The organism is Roseospira goensis (assembly GCF_014197795.1).
Classification (GTDB): Bacteria; Pseudomonadota; Alphaproteobacteria; order Rhodospirillales; family Rhodospirillaceae; genus Rhodospira; species Rhodospira goensis.
This window is the reverse complement of the sequence record NZ_JACIGI010000002.1, coordinates 101,173-122,875: the sequence shown is the minus strand read 5'-3', so window position 1 is coordinate 122,875 and position 21,703 is coordinate 101,173. Positions and strand designations below refer to the sequence as shown.

The following is a 21,703-nucleotide window of genomic DNA, read 5'->3' as shown; positions in this document are numbered from 1 at the left end:
CGGTGGCCCGCGCCCCTGGACAGGCCGCGCCGGATGGGGTTTCGTGGAGCGGGCAGACACGACAGGGGGGCGGCCCGGAATGTCGCGACACGTCGAGACCTTCCTGGAGATGATGGCGGTCGACCGCGGCGCGTCGCCCCACACCCTGGACGCCTACCGGCGCGACCTGGAGGCCCTGGCCGTCTTCCTGGGGGCGAGGCCGCTGGCGCGCGCCACCACCGACGACCTGCGCGGGTTTCTGCAAGACCAGGCGGCGCGCGGCATGGCGCCGCGCACGGCAGCCCGGCGGCGCGCCACCCTGCGCCAGTTCTACGCCTTCCTGGCCGCCGAGGGCCGGCGCGCCGACAACCCGGCCGACGTGCTCGATGCGCCGCGGCGCGACCGCGCCCTCCCCAGAATGCTGGAAGAGGCCGAGGTGGAGCGCCTGCTGGCCGCCGCCCGGGCCTGGGACGGGCCGCGCGGCCTGCGCGCCAGTGCGCTGCTGGAGTTGGTCTATGCCGCCGGGCTGCGGGTCTCGGAACTGGTCGGTCTGCCGCTGGCGGCGGTAGCGCGCGACCCGGCGATGCTGCTGGTGCGCGGCAAGGGCGACAAGGAACGCGTCGTGCCCATCGGCGAGCCGGCCCGCGACGCCGTGCGGGCCTATCTGCCGGTGCGCGAGACGTTCCTGGCGCCCACGGGCCGCGCCCGCGCCGCCGGTCAGCGCTTCCTGTTCCCGTCGCGCGCCGCCGCCGGCCACCTGACCCGCGACGGCTTCGCCAAGATGCTGAGCGAGTTGGCGGTGCGGGCCGGGCTGCCGCCGTCGCGGCTGTCGCCGCATGTGCTGCGTCACTCCTTCGCCACCCACCTGCTGGCCCGCGGCGCCGACCTGCGCGGCGTCCAGGCCATGCTGGGGCACGCCGACATCTCGACCACCCAGATCTACACCCATGTGCTGGACGCGCGCCTGCGCGCCCTCGTGACCGACCACCATCCGCTCGCCGCCACCCCGGCGCCGACGGACGGCGGCGGGGAGGTCCCGTGAGTCCCGCGCTCCCGCGGGGCCGGCGCCCCGCGCGGGGGCTGGCGGTGCTGCTGCTGGGGCTGCTGGCGGTGCTGGCACTGTTGGCGGCCGGGCCGCCGGCGCGCGCCTTCGAAGACCGCACCAGCTCTGTGGTGGTCGACGCCGCCAGCGGCGTCGTCCTGGACGCGCACAAGCCCAACCACCTGCGCTACCCGGCCTCGCTGACCAAGATGATGACGGTCCTGATGCTGTTCCGGGCGCTGGACGCCGGGACCGTCACGCCCGACACGCCGGTGCCGATCTCCGCCACGGCGGCGGCGGCCAATCCGGTCAAGCTGGGCCTGGCGCCGGGGGACAGCCTGACGGTGGCGGAGGCCATCCCGGCCCTGATCGCGCGCTCGGCCAACGACGTGGCGGTCGCGGTGGCGGAACTGCTGGGCGGCACCGAACCCCTGTTCGCTCACGAAATGACCCGGGTGGCGCGCGCGGATCTGGGCCTGACCCGCACCACCTTCCGCAACGCCTCCGGCCTGCCTGACGACGCCCACGTGACGACGGCCCGCGACATGGCCCGGCTGGCCGTCGCGCTGTGGCGCGACCACCGCGACCGCTTCGACGCCTTCGCGGTGGACCCCTTCGCCTTCCGGGGACGGTCCCTGCGCAGCTACAACCCGCTGCTGCGCGCGTACGACGGGGCCGACGGCCTCAAGACCGGCTTCACCTGCGCCGCCGGCTACAACCTGGCGGGCACAGCGATGCGCGACGGCCGGCGGGTGATCGCGGTGGTGATGGGGGCGGCCTCGGGCGCCGACTGCCTGGCCACCATCGAACGGCTGATGGACGCCGGCTTCGCCCGCCTCTCCTACGTCGAGACGGCGACGCAACGTAGCGGCCCGGCGGCCGACGGCACGCCGCCGCCGGTGGTCGCCCCGCCCGGCGGCCCCCTGCGGCTGGCCCACCTGACCACGCCCCGGCCGCTGCGGGGGCTGCCGGCGCCGGACGTCGAGGGCTGCGGCGGCCTCTACACCGGCGGCTGGGCGGTCACCCTTGGCAGCTTCCGCAGCCGCGGTCAGGCCCGCAGCCTGGCCACCCGGGCCGCCCGGGTCTATGGCGGCAAGCCGCTGACGGCACCGGTCGGCAGCGGCGGGCTGGTGCGCCATCACGCCTTCGTGGCCGCTCTCTCCCCCGGCCAGGCGCGCTCCATCTGCCGCCAGCGCCGGGGGCGCGGCGACTATTGCCTGGTGCGCAGCCCCAAGATGATGTGGGCCGCCATGGAGGCGGTGCAGCGCCTGCGCCGGTCGATGCGGTAACCGATCTACCGCCGATCGCGGAAGAAGGCGCGCAGCAGGTCCGCCGCCGCGCTCTCCCGCACACCGCCGACGACCGCCGGCCGATGGTGGCAGGTGGCGCGCTCGAACACCCGGGCGCCGTGCTCGACCCCGCCGCCCTTGGGGTCGTAGGCGCCGAACACCAGCCGGTCCACCCGCGCCAGCGCGGCCGCCTGCGCGCACATGGCGCAGGGTTCCAGGGTGACCACGAGGGTGCAGCCGACCAGCCGGGGGGTGCCCAGCCGGGCCGCCGCCGCCCGCAACGCCAGGATCTCGGCATGCGCCGTCGGGTCGGCGTCGGCCTCCACGCGGTTGCCGGCCGCCGCCAGGACCGCGCCCGCCGGATCCAGCACCAGGGCGCCGACGGGGACGTCGCCCCGGGCCGCCGCCGCCCGGGCCTCGGCCAAGGCCAGCGCCATGGCGTCGCCCGGCGAGCGCCCGACGCTGCGTTTCAAGAGACTCAAGCGATCAATCCGTTCGGTTTGTTTTGCTTTACCTGGCGCCGCAGAGCCGTCAGGGTGTGGCGCATCTCGCACCTGCACAACACCATCACGAAAGAGAGGGTTTCATGCGCGTTCCCCACACCGTCTTCAAGACCCGCGTCCGCAACGAGGCCCTGGGCGGCCCGAATCCGTTCGAGTGGAAGGACCTCAGCACGGCCGAGCTGTTCGGCGGCCGCAAGGTGGTGGTGTTTGCGCTGCCCGGCGCCTTCACGCCGACCTGCTCGACCAGCCACCTGCCCCGCTATGAGGAGCTGTACGAAGAGTATCAGGCGCTCGGCGTCGATGCGGTGGTCTGTCTGTCGGTCAACGACGCCTTCGTCATGTACCAGTGGGGCAAGAGCCAGGGCGCCGACAAGGTGTTCCTGCTGCCGGACGGCAACGGCGAGTTCTCGCGCAAGATGGGCATGCTGGTGGACAAGTCCAACCTGGGCTTCGGTATGCGCTCGTGGCGCTATTCCATGTATGTGGAAGACGGTGAGATCAAGAAGATGTTCGTCGAGCCGGGCTATGACGACAACTGCCCGACCGACCCCTTCGAGGTCTCCGATGCCGACACCATGCTGACGTGGTTGCGCGGACGCGCCGCCCAGGCTGCGGCCTGACACCGGGCTCTCCCGCCCCGGCGCGCGAGACCGAGCCGCTGGGGCCGCCCCGGCGGCTCGGGCCAACCAGTTACGCACCGGTGCGCCGGCCGCTCACTCCAGCAGGTCGCGCATCCAGCGTTCGAGGGCCGACGGCGCCGCGCCGCCGGCCGCCGGAGCCAGGTCGGCCAACTCCGACGGCGACAGGGCCTCGACGTCGACGGCGGCCATCTGGGTCTCGCCGGCCCCATCACCGGTGCCGCCGATGACGCCGCCCAGATACGGCAGGGCCAGCACCAGCGCCGCCACAGCGGCGACGCCGCCGAGCAGGCCCCGGCTGAGCCCGGGCCGCCGGTCCCGCCGCTCCGCGGCCACGATGGCGCGGGCGAACGCCTCGGTCTCGGAGTAGGCACGCTCCAACTCCGCGCGCGTCGGCTCGGTCGACCCGGCCGCGCCGCCAACGCCACCCCGGCGTAGCGGGGCCCGACGACCGAAAGCAGGCTTCCTCGTCATGACAGACCCCTCTGACTTCGGCGCAAAGCCGCCTCAAATACCCTACAATTTCAACATACGCCGGGCCGGCGAGGGGTCAAGACTCGCCACGGCTGGTGGCGCCCTCCCAACTTCGACACCTTTATGAAGAACTTTCGGTAACGACTTGGTCCGCTTTATCGTTCCGGCCTCAAAGCCGGTCGCCCAAGCACCGCGTTTTCGGAGCCGCCGGAACCGGAGCGATCGCGCGACCCGACCCGTGCACGCCCCCTGTCAGGCCCCGCAGCGGTGCCGCGGGGTCGAGTCGGTCTGCCCCATTCGCATCAGACCCCCGCATGCAGCACGGTATGAGCGTGCTCCAGCGCCGCCACCGCGCGGCCGAGATCACCCTCGCGCACCAGGATCAGGTCGGTATCGAACGTGGACAGTGCGAACAGGCTGACCTCCGCGGCCGCCAGGCGGGACGCCAGATCGGCCAGAATCCCGATCAGCGCGAAGTCCAACGGCCCCACGACCCGCAGCGCCCGCCACCCCGGCACCACCTCCAGCGCCGAATCCTCGGCCGCCGCCACGGGAACCCGCGTCTCGGCGCACACGATCGACAGTTCGTCGCCGCACCGCGTCACCGAGACCAGCCGGTCGGTCAGGTCCACCCAGTCGGGCAGCGGCCGCCAGCCGGGCAGCCGGCATACCGCCAGGCGTTCGGCCAGCACATGCAGGGTCAGGGCGGGGGAGCAGCGCATGACGGTCTCCTGGTCGATCTCCTGGTCGATCTCCGGGGGCGATCTCCGGGGCTATCTCCGGGCTGCCCCCGGGGCGTGGCGGCCCCGGTGATGGTGGCCCGCCCGATCGCTCCCCGCAACGGGTGCACGCAGAAAGCAGTTGCCAGCGGTCCGGATCTGTGGTCTCTAGGCGGTCAGGAGGGCCGCATGGTCCCGCGCGTGGAAGGCACCTTGCTTCAGGGAAGGGGAGTGCCGGCGGGGGGCGGTCCCGGCGACCATCCGTGTCGGACTATCCGTGACGGTCGGGGCCACGACAGGGGTGCACAGGCACCCGCCCACCGGCGACGGGTCCGCGCGCGCGCCACCGAAAGAGACTGCTGCCGTGTAGCCCCCGGCCTCCGCTTCGCGCGGCCCCGGACGCGGTCGACGGCCCACGAAAGTTCCCATTTGACTCAGTTTTCCGATCTCGGCCTCGCCGAGCCCGTGCTGCGCGCCATCGCGACGCAAGGCTACACCCATCCCACGCCCATCCAGGCCCGCGTCATCCCCACCGTCCTGGACGGTCGCGATGTCGTCGGCATCGCCCAGACCGGCACCGGCAAGACCGCCGCCTTCGTGCTGCCACTGCTGCACCGGCTGGCCACCGAGCCCCGGCGGGCGCCGGCCCGTGGCTGTCGGGCGCTGATCCTGGTGCCGACCCGCGAACTGGCCGCCCAGGTGGCGGACAGCATCCGCGACCACGGCCGCTTTGTGCGCCACACCACCGCGCTGGTCATCGGCGGCGCCCGTCCGGGACCGCAGGTGCGCGCCCTGGCGCCCGGCGTCGACATCCTGGTCGCCACCCCGGGCCGGCTGCTCGACCATCTCGGCGCCGGCGCCGTGCGCCTCGACGCCGCCGAGACGGTGGTGCTGGACGAGGCCGACCAGATGCTGGACCTCGGCTTCCTGCCGGCCATCCGCCGGCTGATGGCGGCGGTGCCGAAGCAGCGGCGCACGCTGCTGCTGTCTGCGACCATGCCGAAGGCGATCCGGACGCTGGCCAACGACTTCCTGACCGACCCGGTGGAGGTCGCCGTGGCCCCCGCCGCCCGGCCGATCGAGACCATCGACCAGTCGGTGCGGCACGTCGACGGCCCCGCCAAGCGCGGCGTGCTGATCGACCTGCTGGGCTGCCCCACGGTCGAGCGCGCCATCGTCTTCACCCGCACCAAGCGCGGCGCCGACCGCGTCAACCGCCACCTCCAGGAGGCCGGCCTGTCCGCCGCGGCCATCCACGGCAACAAGAGCCAGTCCCAGCGGGAACGCGCCCTCACCGCGTTTCGCGCCGGCGGGGTCACGGTGCTGGTGGCGACCGACATCGCGGCCCGGGGCATCGACGTCGACGGGGTCAGCCACGTCATCAACTACGAGCTGCCCAACGTGCCCGAGGCCTACGTGCACCGCATCGGGCGGACCGCCCGCGCCGGCCGCAGCGGGGTCGCCATCTCGCTGTGCGACCCGGCGGAGCGCAGCCTGCTGCGCGATATCGAGCGCCTGATCGGCCGCACCCTCGACCCGGACGGCGCCGCCAACGCGGGTGTCGAGACGAGGACCGAGACGATGGCCGAAACGACGGCCGAGGCATCGCGCCGGGGTCGGGCCGCCGGGCCCGCGTCGCGCGCGGCGGCGCCCCGCGACCCGGCCGAGCGACGCCCGCCGCGTCGGCGCAGCCGGTCCCGGTCACGCGCCCGTCCGGCCGCCGCGGCCGCCGCCGGCGCCTGAGTCCTTCACCGCCCGGACGGCCCCCGCCGCGCGCGGCGGCGTCCGGGCTCCGCCTTCACCCCAAGACAGTCCTTCATCCACGAAGAAAAGGAGAGACCGACATGAACACGGGTTCGGTCAAGTGGTTCAACAGCACCAAGGGTTACGGGTTCATCGCGCCGGACGAGGGCGGTCCCGACGTCTTCGTGCACATCAGCGCGGTCGAGCGCGCCGGTCTGGCGCACCTCAGCGACGGCCAGCGCGTCAGCTACGAGATCGAGGTGGACCGCCGTCGCGGCAAGTCCTCGGCCGTGAACCTGCGCGTCGCCTAGCGCGAATCGACGCGATCACTCCGACCCACGGCGTGGTTCCGAGTGATCGCGATCCGCGCAACGTGTAGATACCGGCCGACGGAGAGGTCCGCCCTTCCGTCGGCCGGTATTCGTTCGAGCCGATTGTTCGAAATCGGGACCGCGGCACGATTCCATTTTGGCGCGATCTACCCTAGTCCCGCCAGGATCTCCGTCACGACCGCCTCGGCCGCCTCCCCCACCGGCGGTGACAGCCCCCGTCCTGCGTCGAAGGCCGCCCCCTCGACGCCGATGAAGCGGATCGCCGGCGGCAATCGCCCCAGCACGCGCGCCAGCTCCACCGCCTGCGGCAGACCGACGGCATGCGTCGAACACGGCGCGACGTCCGCCGGCAACGGCTCGCGCGCCAGATCGTAGCGGACGATGTGCCCGGGCGCCGCCCCCGAGGCCACCGCGTCGACCAGCACGACGCGCGCCGCGCCCTCCCAACAGGCCATCAGCCCCAGGGGCTCGCCGTCGTGGTCGATGCAGGCCACGCCCGCCGGCACACGCCCGGCGAGCGCCGCCGCCACGACGCAGCCGACGGCGTCGTCGCCGCGATCGCGGTTGCCCACCCCCACGATCAGCGTGCCCCGCCCGGTCATCCGCGGTCGACCTCCAGGCGCAGGAAATGCGTCGCGCAGGAGATGCACGGGTCGTAATTGCGGATGGCCTGTTCGGCCAGGTCCCGCACGGCGTCGTCGGGCCGGTCCAGGCACGTCGGAAGCAGGCGGCGCAGGTCGTCCTCGATCCGGGTCTGATTCTGCGACGTCGGCGGCACGATGGTGCAGTCCGTGATGAGGCCGTCGTCGTCGAGGCTGTAGCGGTGATAGAGCAGCCCGCGCGGCGCCTCCGTCGCGCCATGCCCGGTGCCGGCCCGGGGCGGGACCGGGATCGCCGCCGGCTCCGGCGGCCGGTAGCCCTCGATCAGGCGCAGCGCCTCGGTCACGGCGTACAGCACCTCGACGGCGCGCACCGTGATACTGCGGAACGGGTTGGTGCACACGGGGCCGAGCCCGGCCGCCGTCGCCGCCTCGCGGATCTCCGGGGGCAGCCGGTCGACGTTGTTGGCATAGCGCGCCATCGGGCCGACGAGGTAGCTCCCGCCGTCCGGCTTCATCACGCAATGCAGCGCGGTGGCATGGGCGACCTGTCGTTCCTCGAAGTGGTCGTCGTACGCCGAAACGGCGATGTCGAGGCCCGTGCTGGAGACGATGCGGCCCTCGTTCATGGGGTATTCGTCGGCATGACGCAGCGAGACGAACGTGTAGTCCTGCGTGAAGTCGGGGATATCGAGGGTGCCGGTCCAGCGCACGGTGTCGCGCGCCAGGTCGCGCGCCCGCAGCAATGTCTCGCGCAGGTCCGACAGCTCGCGCCGGGACGGGGCGCGGTGGAAGCCGCCGACGCAGGCGTTGATGGGGTGGATTTCGCGACCGCCCAGCAGGCGCATGACGTCGTTGCCGGCCTTCTTCAGCGCCAGGCCGCGCTCGAAGGCGTCCGGGTGGTCCTTGGCCATCTCGATCGCGCTCGGATAGCCCAGGTAGTCCGGCGCGTGCAGCAGATAGACATGCAGCGTGTGACTGGAGATCCATTCGCCGCAGTAGAACAGCCGGCGCAGGTCGCGCAGCGGGCCGTCCACGGTGACGCCGCAGGCCGCCTCCATGGCGTGCACGGCGCTCATCTGGTAGGCGACGGGGCAGATGCCGCAGATGCGCGCCGTGATGTCGGGCGCCTCGGTGAAGGCCCGCCCGCGCAACAGCCCTTCGAAGAAGCGCGGCGGTTCGAAGATCTTCAGTTTCACGTCCTCAAGGGCGCCGTCGCGAATCCGGACATACAGCGCGCCCTCGCCCTCGACGCGGGCGAGGTAGTCGACCTTGATGGTGCGCGTCTCGGTCCCGCCCACCTGGGGATCCCCCTGGGGATCGTCACCCATGACGCCCCTCCCCGAGCCGGTCCCCGGCCTGCCGGAAGTCCGGGGCCGCGGCGTTGTAGGTCCGGAACAGGCGCTGGATCGCGGCCTCCGCCATACCGAGACCGCGCAACCAGTCCACCAGCGCGGCCGTGTTCGGCGTCTCCATCGGCCCGTAACAGCCGTAGCAGCCGCGACCGTAGGCCGGGCAGATGGCCCCGCACCCGGCCTGTGTGACCGGCCCCAGGCAGGGCGTGCCGTGGGCGACCATGATGCACGGGGTGCCGCGCGCCTTGCACTCGAGGCAGACGCTGCTCGGCCAGACGTTCGGCTTGCGCCCGGCCAGGACCGCGGTGATGACCTCCAGAAGTTGGGTCTTGCTGATCGGGCAGCCGCGCAACTCGAAATCCACAGTGACGTGGTCCGCGATCGGCGTCGACGTTGCGAGCGTGCTGATGTCCTCCGGGCGAGCGTAGACCGTCTCCAGCAGCGCCTGGACGTCGGCGAAGTTGCGCAGGGCCTGGATGCCGCCCGCCGTGGCGCAGGCGCCGATGGCGACCAGGGTGCGCGACTGCTGGCGCACCGCCTGGATGCGCGCCCGGTCCGCCGGGGTGGTGATCGACCCTTCCACGAGGGACAGATCGTAGGGTCCGTCGAGGACCGCGCGGCTCGCCTCCGGGAACGAGGCGATGGTCACGGCCTCCGTCACGGCGCGCAACTCGTCCTCGCAGTCCAGCAGGGTGAGTTGGCAGCCGTCGCACGACGCGAACTTCCAGACGGCGAGTGTCGGTTTGTCGGTCATCACACCTCGCGGATGCCGAACAGGTGTTCGACACGATCGAAGGAAAACACCGGCCCGTCGTCACAGACGAAGAAGGGCCCGTACTGGCAGCGGCCGCACATCCTCACGCCGCACTTCATGTTGCGCTCCATCGAGACGTGGATGGCCCCGGCCGCGACCCCGCGATCCCGCAGGGCATAGGCGGAGAAGCGCATCATGATCTCCGGCCCGCACAGCAGCGCGGCGGTTCGCGCCGGGTCGAGACGCCGGCCCTTCAGCAGTTCGGTGACCACGCCGACGTGGCCCGACCAGTCGCGGTCGCCGCTGTCGACCGTCACGGCGACGTCGATCGCCGCCGCCTCACGCCAGCCGGTCAGGTCCGGTGCGAAGACGATGCTGCGCGGCTGGCGTGTGCCGTAGAGCAGCGCGACCGCGCCGTAGCGGTCCCGGTGGCGCAGCAGGTGGTAGATCGCCGGCCGCAGCGGCGCGAGGCCGAGCCCGCCCGCCATGACGATGACGTCGCGCCCCGTCAGGGCCTCGACCGGCCAGGCGGTGCCGAACGGGCCGCGCAGGCCCAGGGTCTGGCCCGGCCGGACGGCACAGAGCGCCCGTGTGACCGCGCCCACGGCCATGACCGTGAAGGTCAGCTCGCCCGGTCGCGCGGCGTCGCCGCTGACCGAGATCGGCACCTCGCCAAGGCCGAAGACGTAGACCATGTAGAACTGCCCGGGCGCGAAGCCGCAGGCGCCCGCCGGGTCGGCCGCGTCGGCCGGATCCGCCGGCGCGACCCGCAGGGTGGTGCAGCCCGGCATCTCCGCGCGCGTCTCCAGCACGCGGACGGGCCGCGGGTGCAGGGGGGCGGAACGATCAGCCGGTGTCATCCGTGGTCCTGACGTTGCCATAGACATCCAGCATCTGCCGGCGCGTCGCCTGCAAGCGGTCGAGCATGACCTGGGCGAAGCGCTTCATGAGCTGGTAGCCGAGTTCGTGGTCTGCCTCGGCCTTGCCGCGCAGGCAGGCGCCGTCGAGCGCCACGGCGGAGACATGGCTGATCGCCAGGGCATCGAACGCGTTGCGATAGGGCGGGAACAGCCAGGAATAGCCGGCGATGCCGCCGGCACCGACGCGGGCCACCGACAACGGCCCGCCGGCCGGACTGCTGCTCTCGATCGCCACCACCCCGTTGCGGATGAGGTAGAACGTGTCGGCCGCGCCGCCCTCGCGCAACAGGAAGGCGCCGGCCTTGAAATGGACGATGGTGCCGCAGCCGGACATGGTCTCGAACTGATCGTCCGACAGGCCCGCGAAGAACGGGTTCTCGGCCAGCAGCGTGCGGATCGGCTTGATACTGACCATCGGCGTGGTCCTTCTGCTAGGCCTTGGATCCGCGGTCCCGGATCAGCGGCACTTCCGCCGTCAGGTCGATGCCCACCGGGCACCACGTGATGCAGCGCCCGCAGCCCACACAGCCGGACGTCCCGAACTGGTCGTGCCACGTCGACAGCTTGTGGACCAGCCAGTGCCGGTAGCGCGCGCCGATCGTCCGGCGCACACTGCCGCCGTGGATGTACGAGAAATCAAGGGTGTAGCAGGAGTCCCAGGCGCGCCAGCGTTCGGCGTGGTCGCCGGTCAGGTCGGTGACGTCCTCGACCCGCGAACAGAAGCAGGTCGGGCACACCATGGTGCAGTTGCCGCAGGCCAGGCAGCGCCGCCCCAGGGCGTCCCAGCGGTCGCTGTCGTAGGCAGCGGAGAGCAGATCCGGGAGCCCGGCGGTGTCGATCCGGCGCCCCATCTGGTCCCTGGCGCGCTGGGTGCAGGCCGCGGCGGCGGCCAGATGGTCGGCGCCGGCTTCGTCATGCGGCACCTCGGCCAGCAGGGACCGCCCCACCGCGCTGCCCGCGTCGGCAACGAAGGTGTGTGCGTCGCCCTCCAAGACCTCGGTCAGGGCCAGGTCGTAGCCGCTTTCGGCGCGCGGGCCGGTGTCCATCGAGGCACAGAAACAGGTCGCGGCCGCCTGGCCGCACTGCACCACGATCACGAGCGCCCGCTCGCGCCGCCCGGCATAGAGGGGATCGGGATGGCGGGGATCCAGGAAGACCCGGTCCTGCACCTGGATGGCGTGTAGGTCGCAGGGCCGCACCCCGATGAAGGCGAAGGGCCGGGTGTCGTCGGGGGCGTCGTCGGGCGTGTTGTGGATCGCCCAACCGCCGTCCCGGGTCGCCTCGGCCGCCCACAGCTTCGTTTTCGGCGGGAACAGGTACGGCTTCCAGGCCTGGGGACCGGTGGTGAAGCCGAACAGGGCGGCATCGTCGCGCCGGCGCAGCCGATAGGTGCCCGCCTCCTGGTCCTCGGTCCAGCCGGCGGGCAGGTCGGCCACGCCCGTCAGTTCATCGAGCACAAGGGCACCGTCGCGCACCGTCGGTCCCACCGGCACGTAGCCGCGCGCGATCACCGCGTCGAACAGCGCCTGGAGGGCGTCCCGGTCAATGACGCCTGTCGAGCCTGTCTGCGTCATGTCGGTCCGGTCCATCGCCAGTGGAATCGGGCCAGTGCAATCGGGCCAGGGGAGTCGGGCCCGCAGAGTCGGGAACACCCGGCGCCGGCCGGCGGCCAACGCCGCTCCTTCATCCTGCGCCTCCAAGCCGGCCTACACCAACACCTTTCGATGGCGGTCCCACACAGGGCGCGGGGCCGTCGCGCCGTGGGCGCGAGAGTCGGACCGCGTGCGCCGCCCGACCGGACCATCGGACCGAGACGAGTGAGACCTGCGGGTCAGGCCGCGCGTGCGGCCGCCGTGCCCCCGATCGGAGCCGGCGGGCGTCACCGAGTCGGACGCGGAACGGCGCCTCCGGCCGCGCGATCGGCCGTCACCAGGCCGCGCCGGAGACCTCCTTTCCGCGAAAACCCGTCGAACCGGCATCACGCCCCTGAAGCATAGCTTCGGTTGTGGCGCCCCGGGACGGAAGCGCCGCGCTCGGTCCTCGCAAAAAGGATCGGCAACACCCCTTAATTGATATTCATGAAACAGCAAAAAACACAAGACGAAAGCACCATAAGAACCATCGTATTTTTTGCAACGATCACCTTATTAACTATGATTTTCGGTCTATGGCTCCAATTTTGCAAACCGCCCACAACACAAATACTACAAAAATACTAGATATATCAGACCATCTTGATTCTTTCACATGGCGGGCCGGGAACATTTGATTGGACAACCCTAGAAACCGAGTGACAAGCTGGGGCTCTCATAAGATTGTCGAGGCGGGCTTCTCAACCTGCCCTATCAGTGCCGCCGACGCCCATTCAATCCGGAGACCCCGCCATGATCCGCAATGGTGCCCCCTGGATGACCCGTTGCCTTGCCCCCGTCGTGCTGTTGGCGGCCCTCGTCGCCTGGAGCGCCCCCGCGCCCGCCGCGGAAGATGGCGGGACGAGCCGCGCCCCGGTCCTGTCCGAGGCGGACATGGCCGATCTGCGGGCCCTCGACGCGGAGGTGGCGATCGGTGTGCCGCACCGCCTCGACCTGGGCAACCCGCTGCACTACCGCGTGACCATGGCCGCCTTGCGCCGCGGCGGGGAGACCCCCGAACGCTCACCGTATCTGTTCCAGAGCCTGCGGGAGACCCACGAGCGCCGGGCAGCGCGCCTCGAAGCCGCGGGCACGCCCGCGCCGCAGGCCACGCTCGCGGCCGTCGTGGCGGAAACGGGCACGCCCCAGGACCTCAACTTCATCGCCACCTTCTCCGAGGACAACGCGGCGGCCGCCCTGGCCATGGCCCGCGGCGAAGACGACGCCCCCGTGGGCTATCAGGCCACGGGGATCTCGTCGGTCGTCAACGGCACGACCACCACCTCCATCGTCATGGAGCTGTACGAGGCCGACAGCGGCCACGTCTACGCCACCCAGTCGGAGACCCAGTACGGCCAGGGGACCGATTTCCGCGTCCAGGTGGAGGGCCAGGTCCCCCCCGACGCCGGCAGTCCCACGACCCGGGCCCAGGGGCTGTTCGTCTACTATCCGAAGAGCAGTGCGGCGGCGGCCGCGGACACGGAACCAGTGGTCTACGTCCAGACCTTCCAGGACACCCTGAATCCGACGCAAGCCTGCATGGAACAACCGAACTATTGCGTTCGGAACAATGCGGGCCAGTGCACCGGGTCCTACGAGACGAGCTGCACCAACACCAAGGCCAACGAAACACCGATCAAGATTTGCTGGTACCGGGGCAGTCAGCAGGAGTGCGACTACTGGAACTCCACCTCGCACCCGACCGACTTCGTGTTCCCGCTCTCCGGCTCCGTCTCCTATCCGAACACGGTGGTCTCGCCGCCGGCCGGCGTGGTCACCATCTACATCCAGAACCCGAACGGTGGCGGTTGTAACGTCTACTACAAGCAGGGCGAGGTCCTCGATCCTCAGTACTGGACCGTCGACGACAAACAGATCTCCTGGAACTACCCGGCGGCGGCCTTTCCCAACAACCGCGACTGCATCCAGTACTACGACGCCACCACCGCCTATCTGTGGGTCACCGCCTATGTCGCCCTGAACGGCTCGGGCGGCGGCGAACCGCCCCCGTTCGGCACGATCAACTTCACCAGCGACCGCTCGCAGATCGGCGTTCCCGGCGTGTCCATCGTGCCGCCGCTGACCATCCTGCAAGGCTGCCTGGCCGCCGGCACCCCGATCGCCCTGGCCGACGGCGGCGAGCGCCCCGTGGAGGCCTTCACCGCGAACCAGCAGGAGCGGGTCAAGACCGCCCACGGCCAGACGCGGCTGGTGCGCGGCACCACCCAGGGGCGCGAGCCCCATCCCATGCTGCGGATCCAGACCGACGCCGGCCACGACGTGCTGATGACCCGCACCCATCCGGTGATCCTGGCCGAGGGCGTGCCGGTGCAGGCCCGCGCGCTGCGGGTCGGCGACCGGGTCACCACCCTGGAGGGCTCGGCGACGGTGACCGCCATCGCCCCCGAGACCTACGAGGGCGTGGTCCACAACCTCACCGTCGAGGAAGGCGGCCGCGCGGGCACCTTCTTCGCCGGCGGCATCCTGACCGGCGACGCGGTCATGCAGCAGTCGCTGACCACCATCGCGAACCGCACGCTGGCCCGCTCCCCCGCGCAGATCCGCGAGAGCCTGCCCGAGGTCTGGCACCAGGATTTCGACAACCACCAGTGACGCCCGCGCCGGCGGCGCCCCCCCGGCCTCCCGGACCGCCTCCCGGACCGGGCCGGTCGCCCTGCCGATCCGCGTTCCGGCCCCCTTGTCCGGGCCGTCCAGGCCCTCTCGGAGGATCCCATGGCCGCCACCGATCAAGACCAGACCGATCCGAACGATCCCAAGATCACGTCCGCCATCTACGACGGTGCGAGCGTCCGGGCCGCCTGGACCCCGTCCCAGGACACGGGTGTCACGGGCTACGTCATCCTCCTGGCCTACCTGGGCGGCGGCGACACCGTCATCACCCACGAGAGCGATCCGATCCCGGGGCGGACCACGAACCGGGGCACCCTGACGCTGCCCGAGCCGCTCAACACGGATGTGGCCTATCAGGTCGTGGTCCGCGCCCTGTGGGACGACACCCCGGGACAGGCCAGCGCCCCGGTCATCCTGCCGACCGCGCGCCCGGCCCTCGTCTCCGCCCTGTATGACGGATCGGACATCCACGCGACCTGGGCGCCCTCGTGGCAGGCCGCGGTCGGCTACGAGATCGTGGTCTTCTCCACCGACAGCGGCCTGACCTACAGCACCCCCGTCGCCGGGATGGACACCACCGCCGGCGTCATCACCGCCGCGCAGATGGGCGGGGGGCTCGACGCCGCGCAGCAGTGGGTCATCACGGTGGCCGCCGTCGGGGAGGGGAACGCGTCGGCGCGCGCCGACCTGGCGGCCTTCCCGAAACCCCTCGCCTGCCCGACCCTGGAGGCGAGCAGCCTCTACCGCCAGGGCACGGCGATCGTCGCGCGCTGGTCCGCGCCCCCGGCGCAGGGCGTCGACTCGGTGCGCCTGAGCGCCATCGGGGTCAACTCCGGCACGGAACACGCCATCACCCTGGCCGCGAGCGCGACCAACGGCACCCTGGCCCTGCCCGCCCCCCTGCCGGAGACCGAACCCGTCCTGCTGCGGGTCGCCGCCGTGGGCGCGGCGGGGGCGGGCGTGTCCGCGCCAGGCACACCCCTCATCGCCACCCTGCCGAGCATCAAGGGCGCCACCTACGACGGCCAGACCATGGCCCTGACCTGGCACATGGCCGCCAACGCGGCGGTCAGCGGCTTCACCCTTCAGGTGTTCTCGCAGACCACCGGCCAGGCCATGACGGCCAGCGTCTCCGGCGGCACCGCCACGCACGGGACCATCCCGCTGGGCGGCCCACTCGCCGACGATCAGACCTGGTTGGCCCAGGTCATCGCCACGGGCGAGGGCATCGGCGCGGAGGGCATCCTGGTGCCCGTGGTGACCGGCACGGCGGCGGTGACCAGCGTGACCAGCGCGCCCGACAACACCACGCTGGATGTGTGCTGGACCGCGCCGGGCTCGACCGTGCCACCCGAGTACACCCGGCTCACCCTGCACGCCGACGGCACCCCCGTCGCCGCGGTCCGCGCGGCCGGCCTGTCGGCCACCCTGCCTGTGCCGGCCGCGGTCCAGGGCGTGGCGGACGGGGCCCCGCCGGCCCTGACCGTCGCGCTGGCGCCCGGCGCCGGCGCGGCCCTGAACACCGCCGCGCCGCCCGTCGCGGCGGTGGCGGCCGCCCCGTCCGTGACCGGCTTCGCGGTCGACGCCCTGACCGGCACGGCCACCCTGCGCTGGGCCGGCCTGGACGGCGTCTCGGGGTACCGGATCGACCTGCCGGGGGGCGCGCGGCTCTACGCCGACGACACCACCGCGCCGCTGCCGGCGGGGATCCTGGCGGCCGGCGGCGCTCCGCCCCGGGTGACCGTCCGGGCCGCCGTCTCCGAGGACGGCCGCGCGGTCCTGGGCCCGGTCTCGGCGCCCTTCACGCTGGCCCACGCGCCACCGGACGGCGTGTCGGCCCGCTACGACGGCGCCACGCTCACCGTGGACTGGGACCCGGTGCCGGCCGCCGCCTCCTTCACCGTCACGGTGTTGCAGACGACGGACGGCACGACCACGCGCGACGGCGATCCCTTCACCGCCCCGGCGGGGGCCACCGGCGGACGCTGGCCCTACACCCCGTCGACCCCTTCGGCGACGCATACCGTGGTGGTCCAGGCCAACCAGCCGGTGGAGACCGCCGACAACCTGGGTCCGCCGAGCGCCCCCGTGGCGTTGTTCAGGCCCGCCTTCGTGCCCTCGGCCGCGGCCGCCTCGGTGGCCTTCCCCCATCTCTACCCGGCGGCCCGGCTGGCCACCGCCCTGGCCGGCGGCACCCCCGGGGCGCCCATCACGCTCTTTGTGCCCGACGTGGGCAACGGCACGCCGCTGTCCGGCCTGCCCGTGACCGCCGGCCCGTTTTCCCTGGCGACGAGTTCGGCTGCGCCGGCCTATCCCTATGCCCTGACCATCGCCGTCGGCGGCGACGGCCCGGACGACCCCTCGCCCTGGTCGTTCGGGGCGGAACCGATCCGCGCCGACCTGCGCGCCGCCTATGTGGACTTCCTCAAGGCCCTGGAGAGCGCGGGCGCCGCCCCCTGGGGCATCCTGGCGATCCAGGATGCCCTGTCCCGGACCCTGCCGCAGACCTTCGCGGAGGTCCTGTACTACGGCTACGGCCTGACGGTCCCGTCGGCGGACACCGGCGCCACCCTGGGCTCGGTGGACCTGCGTCCGGGCATGGTCCTGCGGGTGGCCGCGAGCCCCTATCAGGCCATCTCGGAGAGTTCCTCGGCCCTGCGCTGGAGCAACGGCTATGTCGCCGGTCCGGTGGTCGACTACGAGGTCGGCCAGTTCATCGACAGCGCCGGCGGCATCACCACGGGCTGGGACAGCTTCTTCGGCCAGCTGGTGGCCGGGGGAGCCCTGTCGGTCAATCCCCCGCCGTCGCACGACACCACCGAGCAGATGGGGGGCGTGGCCGATGCCGCGGACCTCTATTTCCCCGCCTTCGTCGCCCCCTTCTACCGGCTGTTCGCGCCCACCACCCTGCCCGGGGCCAGCGATCCGACGCCCACGGACACCCCGACCAACGTCACCCTGGCCGCGGCGAGCAGCTTCACCGCGCTGACCACCGCCGGGAACACCCCGGGCGGCGCCGATCCGGTGGCCTACTTCCGGGGCCGGGCCATGCCCCGCCCCTGCCTGCGGGTGACCCTGGACGGCGCCCCGATGGTGGTGCCGGTGGGAACCACCGTCGCCAACCTGCTCGCCCAGCGCGGCCAGGCGCCGTTCGCCGCGCCCGGACCGGTCACCGGCCTGACCCTGACCCGCAGCCTGGGGGCCGCGGTTCTCGACCCCACCGCCCCCGCCACCGCCGATCAGCGGTGGCCGGTGCGCCTGGACTGGAGCGGGCTGGGGGCCTACGGGCCGGGGTGGACCGCCCTGTCCCTGCCCCTGCTGCCGGGGGATTCCGTGACCACGAACCTGCCCTGACCACGGCGGCGAGGGCGCGGCCATGACCACCCCTTCCTTCGACCGGATCGCCCCGGGCCTCTATGCCCTGAGCACGCGGGCCGAAAGCGGCCTGCCCGACTACTGGGCCGGCTATGCCGCCAGCACCGACGACGCGCTGGGCGACCAGGCCACGCTTGCCGAGACCTGGGCGGACGTGGGCGGGCTCTACCTGTTCCTGGACAGCGCGCCCGCGGACCCCGACGGGTTCCTCGCCGCCCTGCGCGCGCTGCTGCCCCGGCTGTCGCCCCGGGGCTGGCTGCGCCTGCTCTGGCTGGCCAACCCCAACGCCCCCGCCCAGGCCTGGACCACCCAGGGGATCGACGCCCTGCCCGCCACCCCGGGCGAGCCGGCCGGCCCCTGGCGCAGCGTGCGCGATGCCCGCTTCCAGCTCGGATCGTACGCGGTGGCGGTGGGCGGCGGCGCCGTCCTGACGGCGGGCGCGGACGCCATCGCCGTGACCGATCCCCGGCTCGCCTTCTCGGCCCCGGGCGGCGTCTACCCGGCCACCGGCGGCGCGGGCAGCCTGCCCCTCAGCGGCGCCCACCTGGGCGGCCTGACCTTCCCCGTCGCGGCCCACCAGGGCGAGACCGGCGCCGGCGACGACCCGGACCGGCTGGGGGTGATGCTGCGCTACGGCGAGGTGGAGGCGGCGAGCCCCACGGCGGCGGTGTCCATCGTCGACATGCCGCTGTTGCAGCAGACCAACGCCGTGACCTTCACCCTGTCGGTGTCGTTCGATCCGCTCACGCCGCTGCGGCCGGAGCGCACCGCACTGACCTTCGACGGCGGGGCGGAGACCCCGCCGGTGTTCACGTTCGCCCAGCGCACCGATACCGGGCATCCGACCCAGGTCACGCCCCTGGCCGCCAACGGCGCCCTGCCGGGCGCCCGCCTCAGCTTCGGCCGGACGCCGCTGTTCCACGCGCCCGAGGCGGCCAGCGCCGCCTATGTCTACCACCTGGCCCCCGACGGCCAGTTCGCACTCTCCGCCCCAGAGGCCGCCGGCGGCCAGGGGGCGCGGATGATCCTGGGCACGTCGGGCGCGGAATGCGTCGTGCTGCCGGACGACGAGGGCTCGATCCTGCTGTTCCGGGGCAACGGCGCGGCCTACGTGCCGCCGGTCACCCCCGATGCGCCGGCCGGCGAGGTCGAACGGGTCCTGCTCACCGACCTGGGCACCACGGCGCATGCCACGGTGCTGCCCGCCACCCCCGGCGGACCCGGTCGGGACTACCTGGCCCAGCCGCTGCGGTCACCGCTGTTCGACGCGGAGTCCGCGCCGGCCGCGGGGTTCCTGTCCTACCTCGCCATGGTCGCGGCACGGCTGCCCGCGCTGCACGACAGCCTGGAGTCCCCCCCGCCGGCCTGGCCCATGGGGGTCTACGCGCGCATCCCACCAGCGGCCATCGACACCGCCGACCGGATCGAGGCCGCGGCCCTCGCCCCCCGGCGCCGCCAGGCGATCGGCTTGCCAGAGGCGCGGCCGGCGGACAGCCCCGCCGCCGCCGTGCCGGCCGCGCTCGTCTCCGGGCGGGGCGAGGGGGCCGGCGACGCGCCCCTGGGCGTCACCCCCAACGGGCTGATCGCCGTGCTCACCCCGGACCGCAACGCCTGGGCCGGGATGCTGTTCGCCAACATGCCCCGGTCCGCGACCCAGCGCCTGTCCCTGACGGCGGTGGGGCCTCCGTTCCAGGCGGCGTTGCAGGCGAACCAGGTGTTCACGGTGGTCTCCAACGTCGACACCTTCATGGGCGGCTCCTCGGTGGCCTACCAGCTCACCGCCGACACCGCCCTGGCGCGCCTCGCCCAGGCGGGGGTCCCGCCGGCGGAGGCCCAGGCCATCACCCAGGCCCTCGCCGCCCAGACCCCGCCCTATCCCCTGTTCCCCACCGAAGCGGCGTTCGATGCCGTGGTCGCCGCCCCGGCCGGGGACTACCTGGCCCAGGCCCAGGACGCGGCGGGCCTGCTGCGCGCCGACATCGAGGGCTGGACCTTCCAGCTTTCGCCGCGCTCCTGGCGCACCGACCCCCTGTCGCCGACCCTGATGCTGATCAAGTACTGCGCCCGACCGATCACCGACCTGGCGCAGGACCCGGCGGCCTGGGGCTGGAGCGCCGCGGCCCGATCCCCGGAGGGATCGCTCGCCCCCACCCTTGGGGTGCTGGAGGGCATCATCCGGCGCGCCCGCCTCAAGGCCGTGGACCCCGACACGCCAGAGGGCGATCCGCTGGCCCTGTTCTATCACGAGGTGCTGGACAACCCGCGCTGGAACGGCGTGCTGGTCCTGAACGCGCCGGTCGATTTCGCGGGCATGCCGGAGGCGCTGCGCTTCCTGGCCGCGGGCGTGGATCAGGCGCGGTTCTTCGCCCATCACGTCGGCTTTTCCGTGACCCCCTACACCCCCCGGGACGGCGTCATCGACCTGGGCCAGACCGCGGCCTTCGGCCTGATCGACTACAATGATCCGGATGATCTGGTCGCCTCGACCACCATCCCGTTCGGCTTCAAGACCCTGGCCATGCGGGTGCGGTTCGACAACGCGCGGGTGGTGGACTTCTCGGCCCAGGCGGAACTGATGGTCAACCGGCTGTTCGGGTCCTGGCTGGCCAAGGCGGACCGCGCGCGCGGCAACAATCTGATCCTCGACGGCTCCTACCAGCGGGTCGGCGGCCAGCCCAGCTACGCCTTCACGCTGCTGGGCGACAATGTCTACCAGACCGACGGCGCGGCCCTGGTGGGCATCGACGTGCGCGACTGCCGGATGGACACCGCCGCCGCCCCGGTCGACGGGACGCTGACCGCCAACTTCACCCTGTCGGGCCGGCTGACCTTCCTCGCCATCCCCGGGTTCGACCTGTTCTCCTACGGCCCCGGCGAGGCCGGGCTGGAGGGCTATCTGTCGTTCCAGGGTCTGGTGGTTTCGATGGCCTTCCCGCTGAGCGACCCCGCCGACCAGACCTTCTCGGCCGGCGAGGCGGCGATCGCCTTCGACAGCGGACCCGGCGCCTCGCTGGCGCGACCGGAGTCCCTGGCGGCGAACTTCCCGCTGCGCCTCCAGGGCCTGGTGGCCGCGCCCGACCTCTCCGCGCCGGGCGAACCGCCCACCGGCGCCACGCCCGAGAGCCTGGGGTTCACCTCCATTTCCGCGCCCCTGACCCAGACGCCCCTGGCGGCGCCCTGGTACGGCCTCGCCCTGGGCCTGGACATGGGCACCCTGGGGGACCTGAGCGGGGCGATCGGCCTGGACATCACGCTCCTGGCCGCCTGGGGACCCGAGGCGTCGGGCGGCGAGCCAACCGTCTACCTGGGCCTGAAGCTGGGCATGACCAACGCGATCAACGGCAGCCTGCCCCTGCAAGGGGTGCTCAAGCTGGGTTTCCGCAGCTTCCAGTTCGAGACCTACCGGGACGGCGAGGACCGCCTGGCCTACCTGCTGCGCCTGCGCCGCTTCGCCCTCTCGGTGCTCGCCTGGAGCTTCCCGCCCGGCAACAACGAGGTGCTGCTGTTCGGTGCCCCCGGCAATCCCCGCGCCGCCCTGGGCTGGTACGCCGCCTACGCCAAGGAGGACAGCGAGGAGACAAAGAGCCTGCCCCCAACCGGAACCGGGACCGGAACCGGGACCGGGACCCGCACCATCGCCCGCTCCCGGCCGGACCCCGCGCGCCTGGCCCGCGCCGGCCGGCGGACCCCGCCCGTCGTTTGACTCGCCGATCCTCTGA

The 21,703-nt window shown here is 72.6% G+C and carries 17 protein-coding genes; 8 read left to right on the top strand and 9 right to left on the bottom strand.

The annotated features are described in order from the left end of the window. Nucleotides 1–79 precede the first annotated feature (79 nt). Complete coding sequence (locus tag GGD88_RS01525) at nt 80–1,021, top strand: site-specific tyrosine recombinase XerD (RefSeq protein ID WP_184431081.1); 942 nt, start codon at nt 80–82, stop codon at nt 1,019–1,021. Then, nucleotides 1,018–2,310, top strand: a complete 1,293-nt coding sequence (locus GGD88_RS01520; protein WP_184431080.1) for a serine hydrolase — start codon at nt 1,018–1,020, stop codon at nt 2,308–2,310. The genes GGD88_RS01525 and GGD88_RS01520 overlap by 4 nt, the downstream gene beginning before the upstream one ends. 5 nt (nt 2,311–2,315) lie before the next feature. Here GGD88_RS01520 and GGD88_RS01515 read toward each other — a convergent pair whose 3' ends face one another. Next, the gene (locus GGD88_RS01515) at nt 2,316–2,747 is read right to left on the bottom strand and encodes a nucleoside deaminase (RefSeq protein WP_184431190.1); all 432 of its coding nucleotides are present in this window, start codon (nt 2,745–2,747) and stop codon (nt 2,316–2,318) included. Nucleotides 2,748–2,896: 149 nt separating this feature from the next. Here GGD88_RS01515 and GGD88_RS01510 point away from each other — a divergent pair, with 149 nt between their 5' ends. Then, entirely contained in the window at nt 2,897–3,433 is a 537-nt protein-coding gene (locus tag GGD88_RS01510) for a peroxiredoxin (RefSeq protein WP_184431079.1), read from the top strand. Nucleotides 3,434–3,526: 93 nt separating this feature from the next. On the opposite strand, the gene GGD88_RS01505 is transcribed toward GGD88_RS01510, so the two are convergent. Together GGD88_RS01505 and GGD88_RS01500 are read right to left on the bottom strand one after the other, a co-directional pair. Next, nucleotides 3,527–3,925 carry a hypothetical protein gene (locus GGD88_RS01505; RefSeq protein WP_184431078.1) on the bottom strand — a complete coding sequence of 133 codons (399 nt, stop codon included), beginning with the start codon at nt 3,923–3,925 and terminating at the stop codon, nt 3,527–3,529. A 302-nt stretch (nt 3,926–4,227) separates the two neighbouring features. Then, a complete protein-coding gene (locus GGD88_RS01500) occupies nt 4,228–4,647 on the bottom strand; it encodes an ACT domain-containing protein (RefSeq protein ID WP_184431077.1) in 420 nt (139 codons plus the stop codon). A 426-nt stretch (nt 4,648–5,073) separates the two neighbouring features. On the opposite strand from GGD88_RS01500, the gene GGD88_RS01495 reads away from it, so the two are divergent. After that, nucleotides 5,074–6,387: a DEAD/DEAH box helicase gene (locus GGD88_RS01495; protein WP_184431076.1), complete on the top strand. Its 1,314-nt coding sequence runs from the start codon at nt 5,074–5,076 to the stop codon at nt 6,385–6,387. Between the two features lie 101 nt (nt 6,388–6,488). After that, nucleotides 6,489–6,698, top strand: coding sequence for a cold-shock protein (locus GGD88_RS01490; RefSeq protein WP_184431075.1), 210 nt, complete (start codon nt 6,489–6,491; stop codon nt 6,696–6,698). 167 nt (nt 6,699–6,865) lie between these two features. On the opposite strand, the gene GGD88_RS01485 is transcribed toward GGD88_RS01490, so the two are convergent. The 6 genes from GGD88_RS01485 to GGD88_RS01460 are packed head-to-tail and all read right to left on the bottom strand — an operon-like array spanning nt 6,866 to nt 11,921. Further along, a complete protein-coding gene (locus GGD88_RS01485; protein ID WP_184431074.1) occupies nt 6,866–7,321 on the bottom strand; it encodes a hydrogenase maturation protease in 456 nt (151 codons plus the stop codon). Next, a complete protein-coding gene (locus GGD88_RS01480) occupies nt 7,318–8,649 on the bottom strand; it encodes a Ni/Fe hydrogenase subunit alpha (RefSeq protein WP_184431073.1) in 1,332 nt (443 codons plus the stop codon). Before GGD88_RS01480 ends, GGD88_RS01485 begins: the two co-directional genes overlap by 4 nt. Continuing rightward, the gene (locus GGD88_RS01475; protein WP_184431072.1) at nt 8,642–9,427 is read right to left on the bottom strand and encodes an NADH-quinone oxidoreductase subunit B family protein; all 786 of its coding nucleotides are present in this window, start codon (nt 9,425–9,427) and stop codon (nt 8,642–8,644) included. Before GGD88_RS01475 ends, GGD88_RS01480 begins: the two co-directional genes overlap by 8 nt. Beyond that, nucleotides 9,427–10,287, bottom strand: coding sequence for an FAD/NAD(P)-binding protein (locus GGD88_RS01470; protein ID WP_184431071.1), 861 nt, complete (start codon nt 10,285–10,287; stop codon nt 9,427–9,429). The genes GGD88_RS01475 and GGD88_RS01470 overlap by 1 nt, the downstream gene beginning before the upstream one ends. Beyond that, a complete protein-coding gene (locus GGD88_RS01465) occupies nt 10,274–10,762 on the bottom strand; it encodes a Crp/Fnr family transcriptional regulator (RefSeq protein WP_184431070.1) in 489 nt (162 codons plus the stop codon). The genes GGD88_RS01470 and GGD88_RS01465 overlap by 14 nt, the downstream gene beginning before the upstream one ends. Nucleotides 10,763–10,778: 16 nt before the next feature. After that, nucleotides 10,779–11,921 (bottom strand): 4Fe-4S dicluster domain-containing protein, encoded by a 1,143-nt coding sequence (locus tag GGD88_RS01460; RefSeq protein ID WP_184431069.1) that lies wholly within the window; start codon nt 11,919–11,921, stop codon nt 10,779–10,781. Nucleotides 11,922–12,731: 810 nt separating this feature from the next. Here GGD88_RS01460 and GGD88_RS01455 point away from each other — a divergent pair. The 3 genes from GGD88_RS01455 to GGD88_RS01445 all read left to right on the top strand — a co-directional run bounded on the left by GGD88_RS01455 (nt 12,732) and on the right by GGD88_RS01445 (nt 21,687). Beyond that, entirely contained in the window at nt 12,732–14,591 is a 1,860-nt protein-coding gene (locus GGD88_RS01455) for a Hint domain-containing protein (RefSeq protein WP_221236943.1), read from the top strand. Nucleotides 14,592–14,711: 120 nt separating this feature from the next. Next, nucleotides 14,712–17,963 (top strand): hypothetical protein, encoded by a 3,252-nt coding sequence (locus tag GGD88_RS01450; protein WP_184431068.1) that lies wholly within the window; start codon nt 14,712–14,714, stop codon nt 17,961–17,963. Between the two features lie 22 nt (nt 17,964–17,985). Then, on the top strand, nt 17,986–21,687 hold the full coding sequence (locus GGD88_RS01445; protein ID WP_184431067.1) for a hemagglutinin protein: 3,702 nt from the start codon (nt 17,986–17,988) through the stop codon (nt 21,685–21,687). Nucleotides 21,688–21,703: the final 16 nt, after the last annotated feature.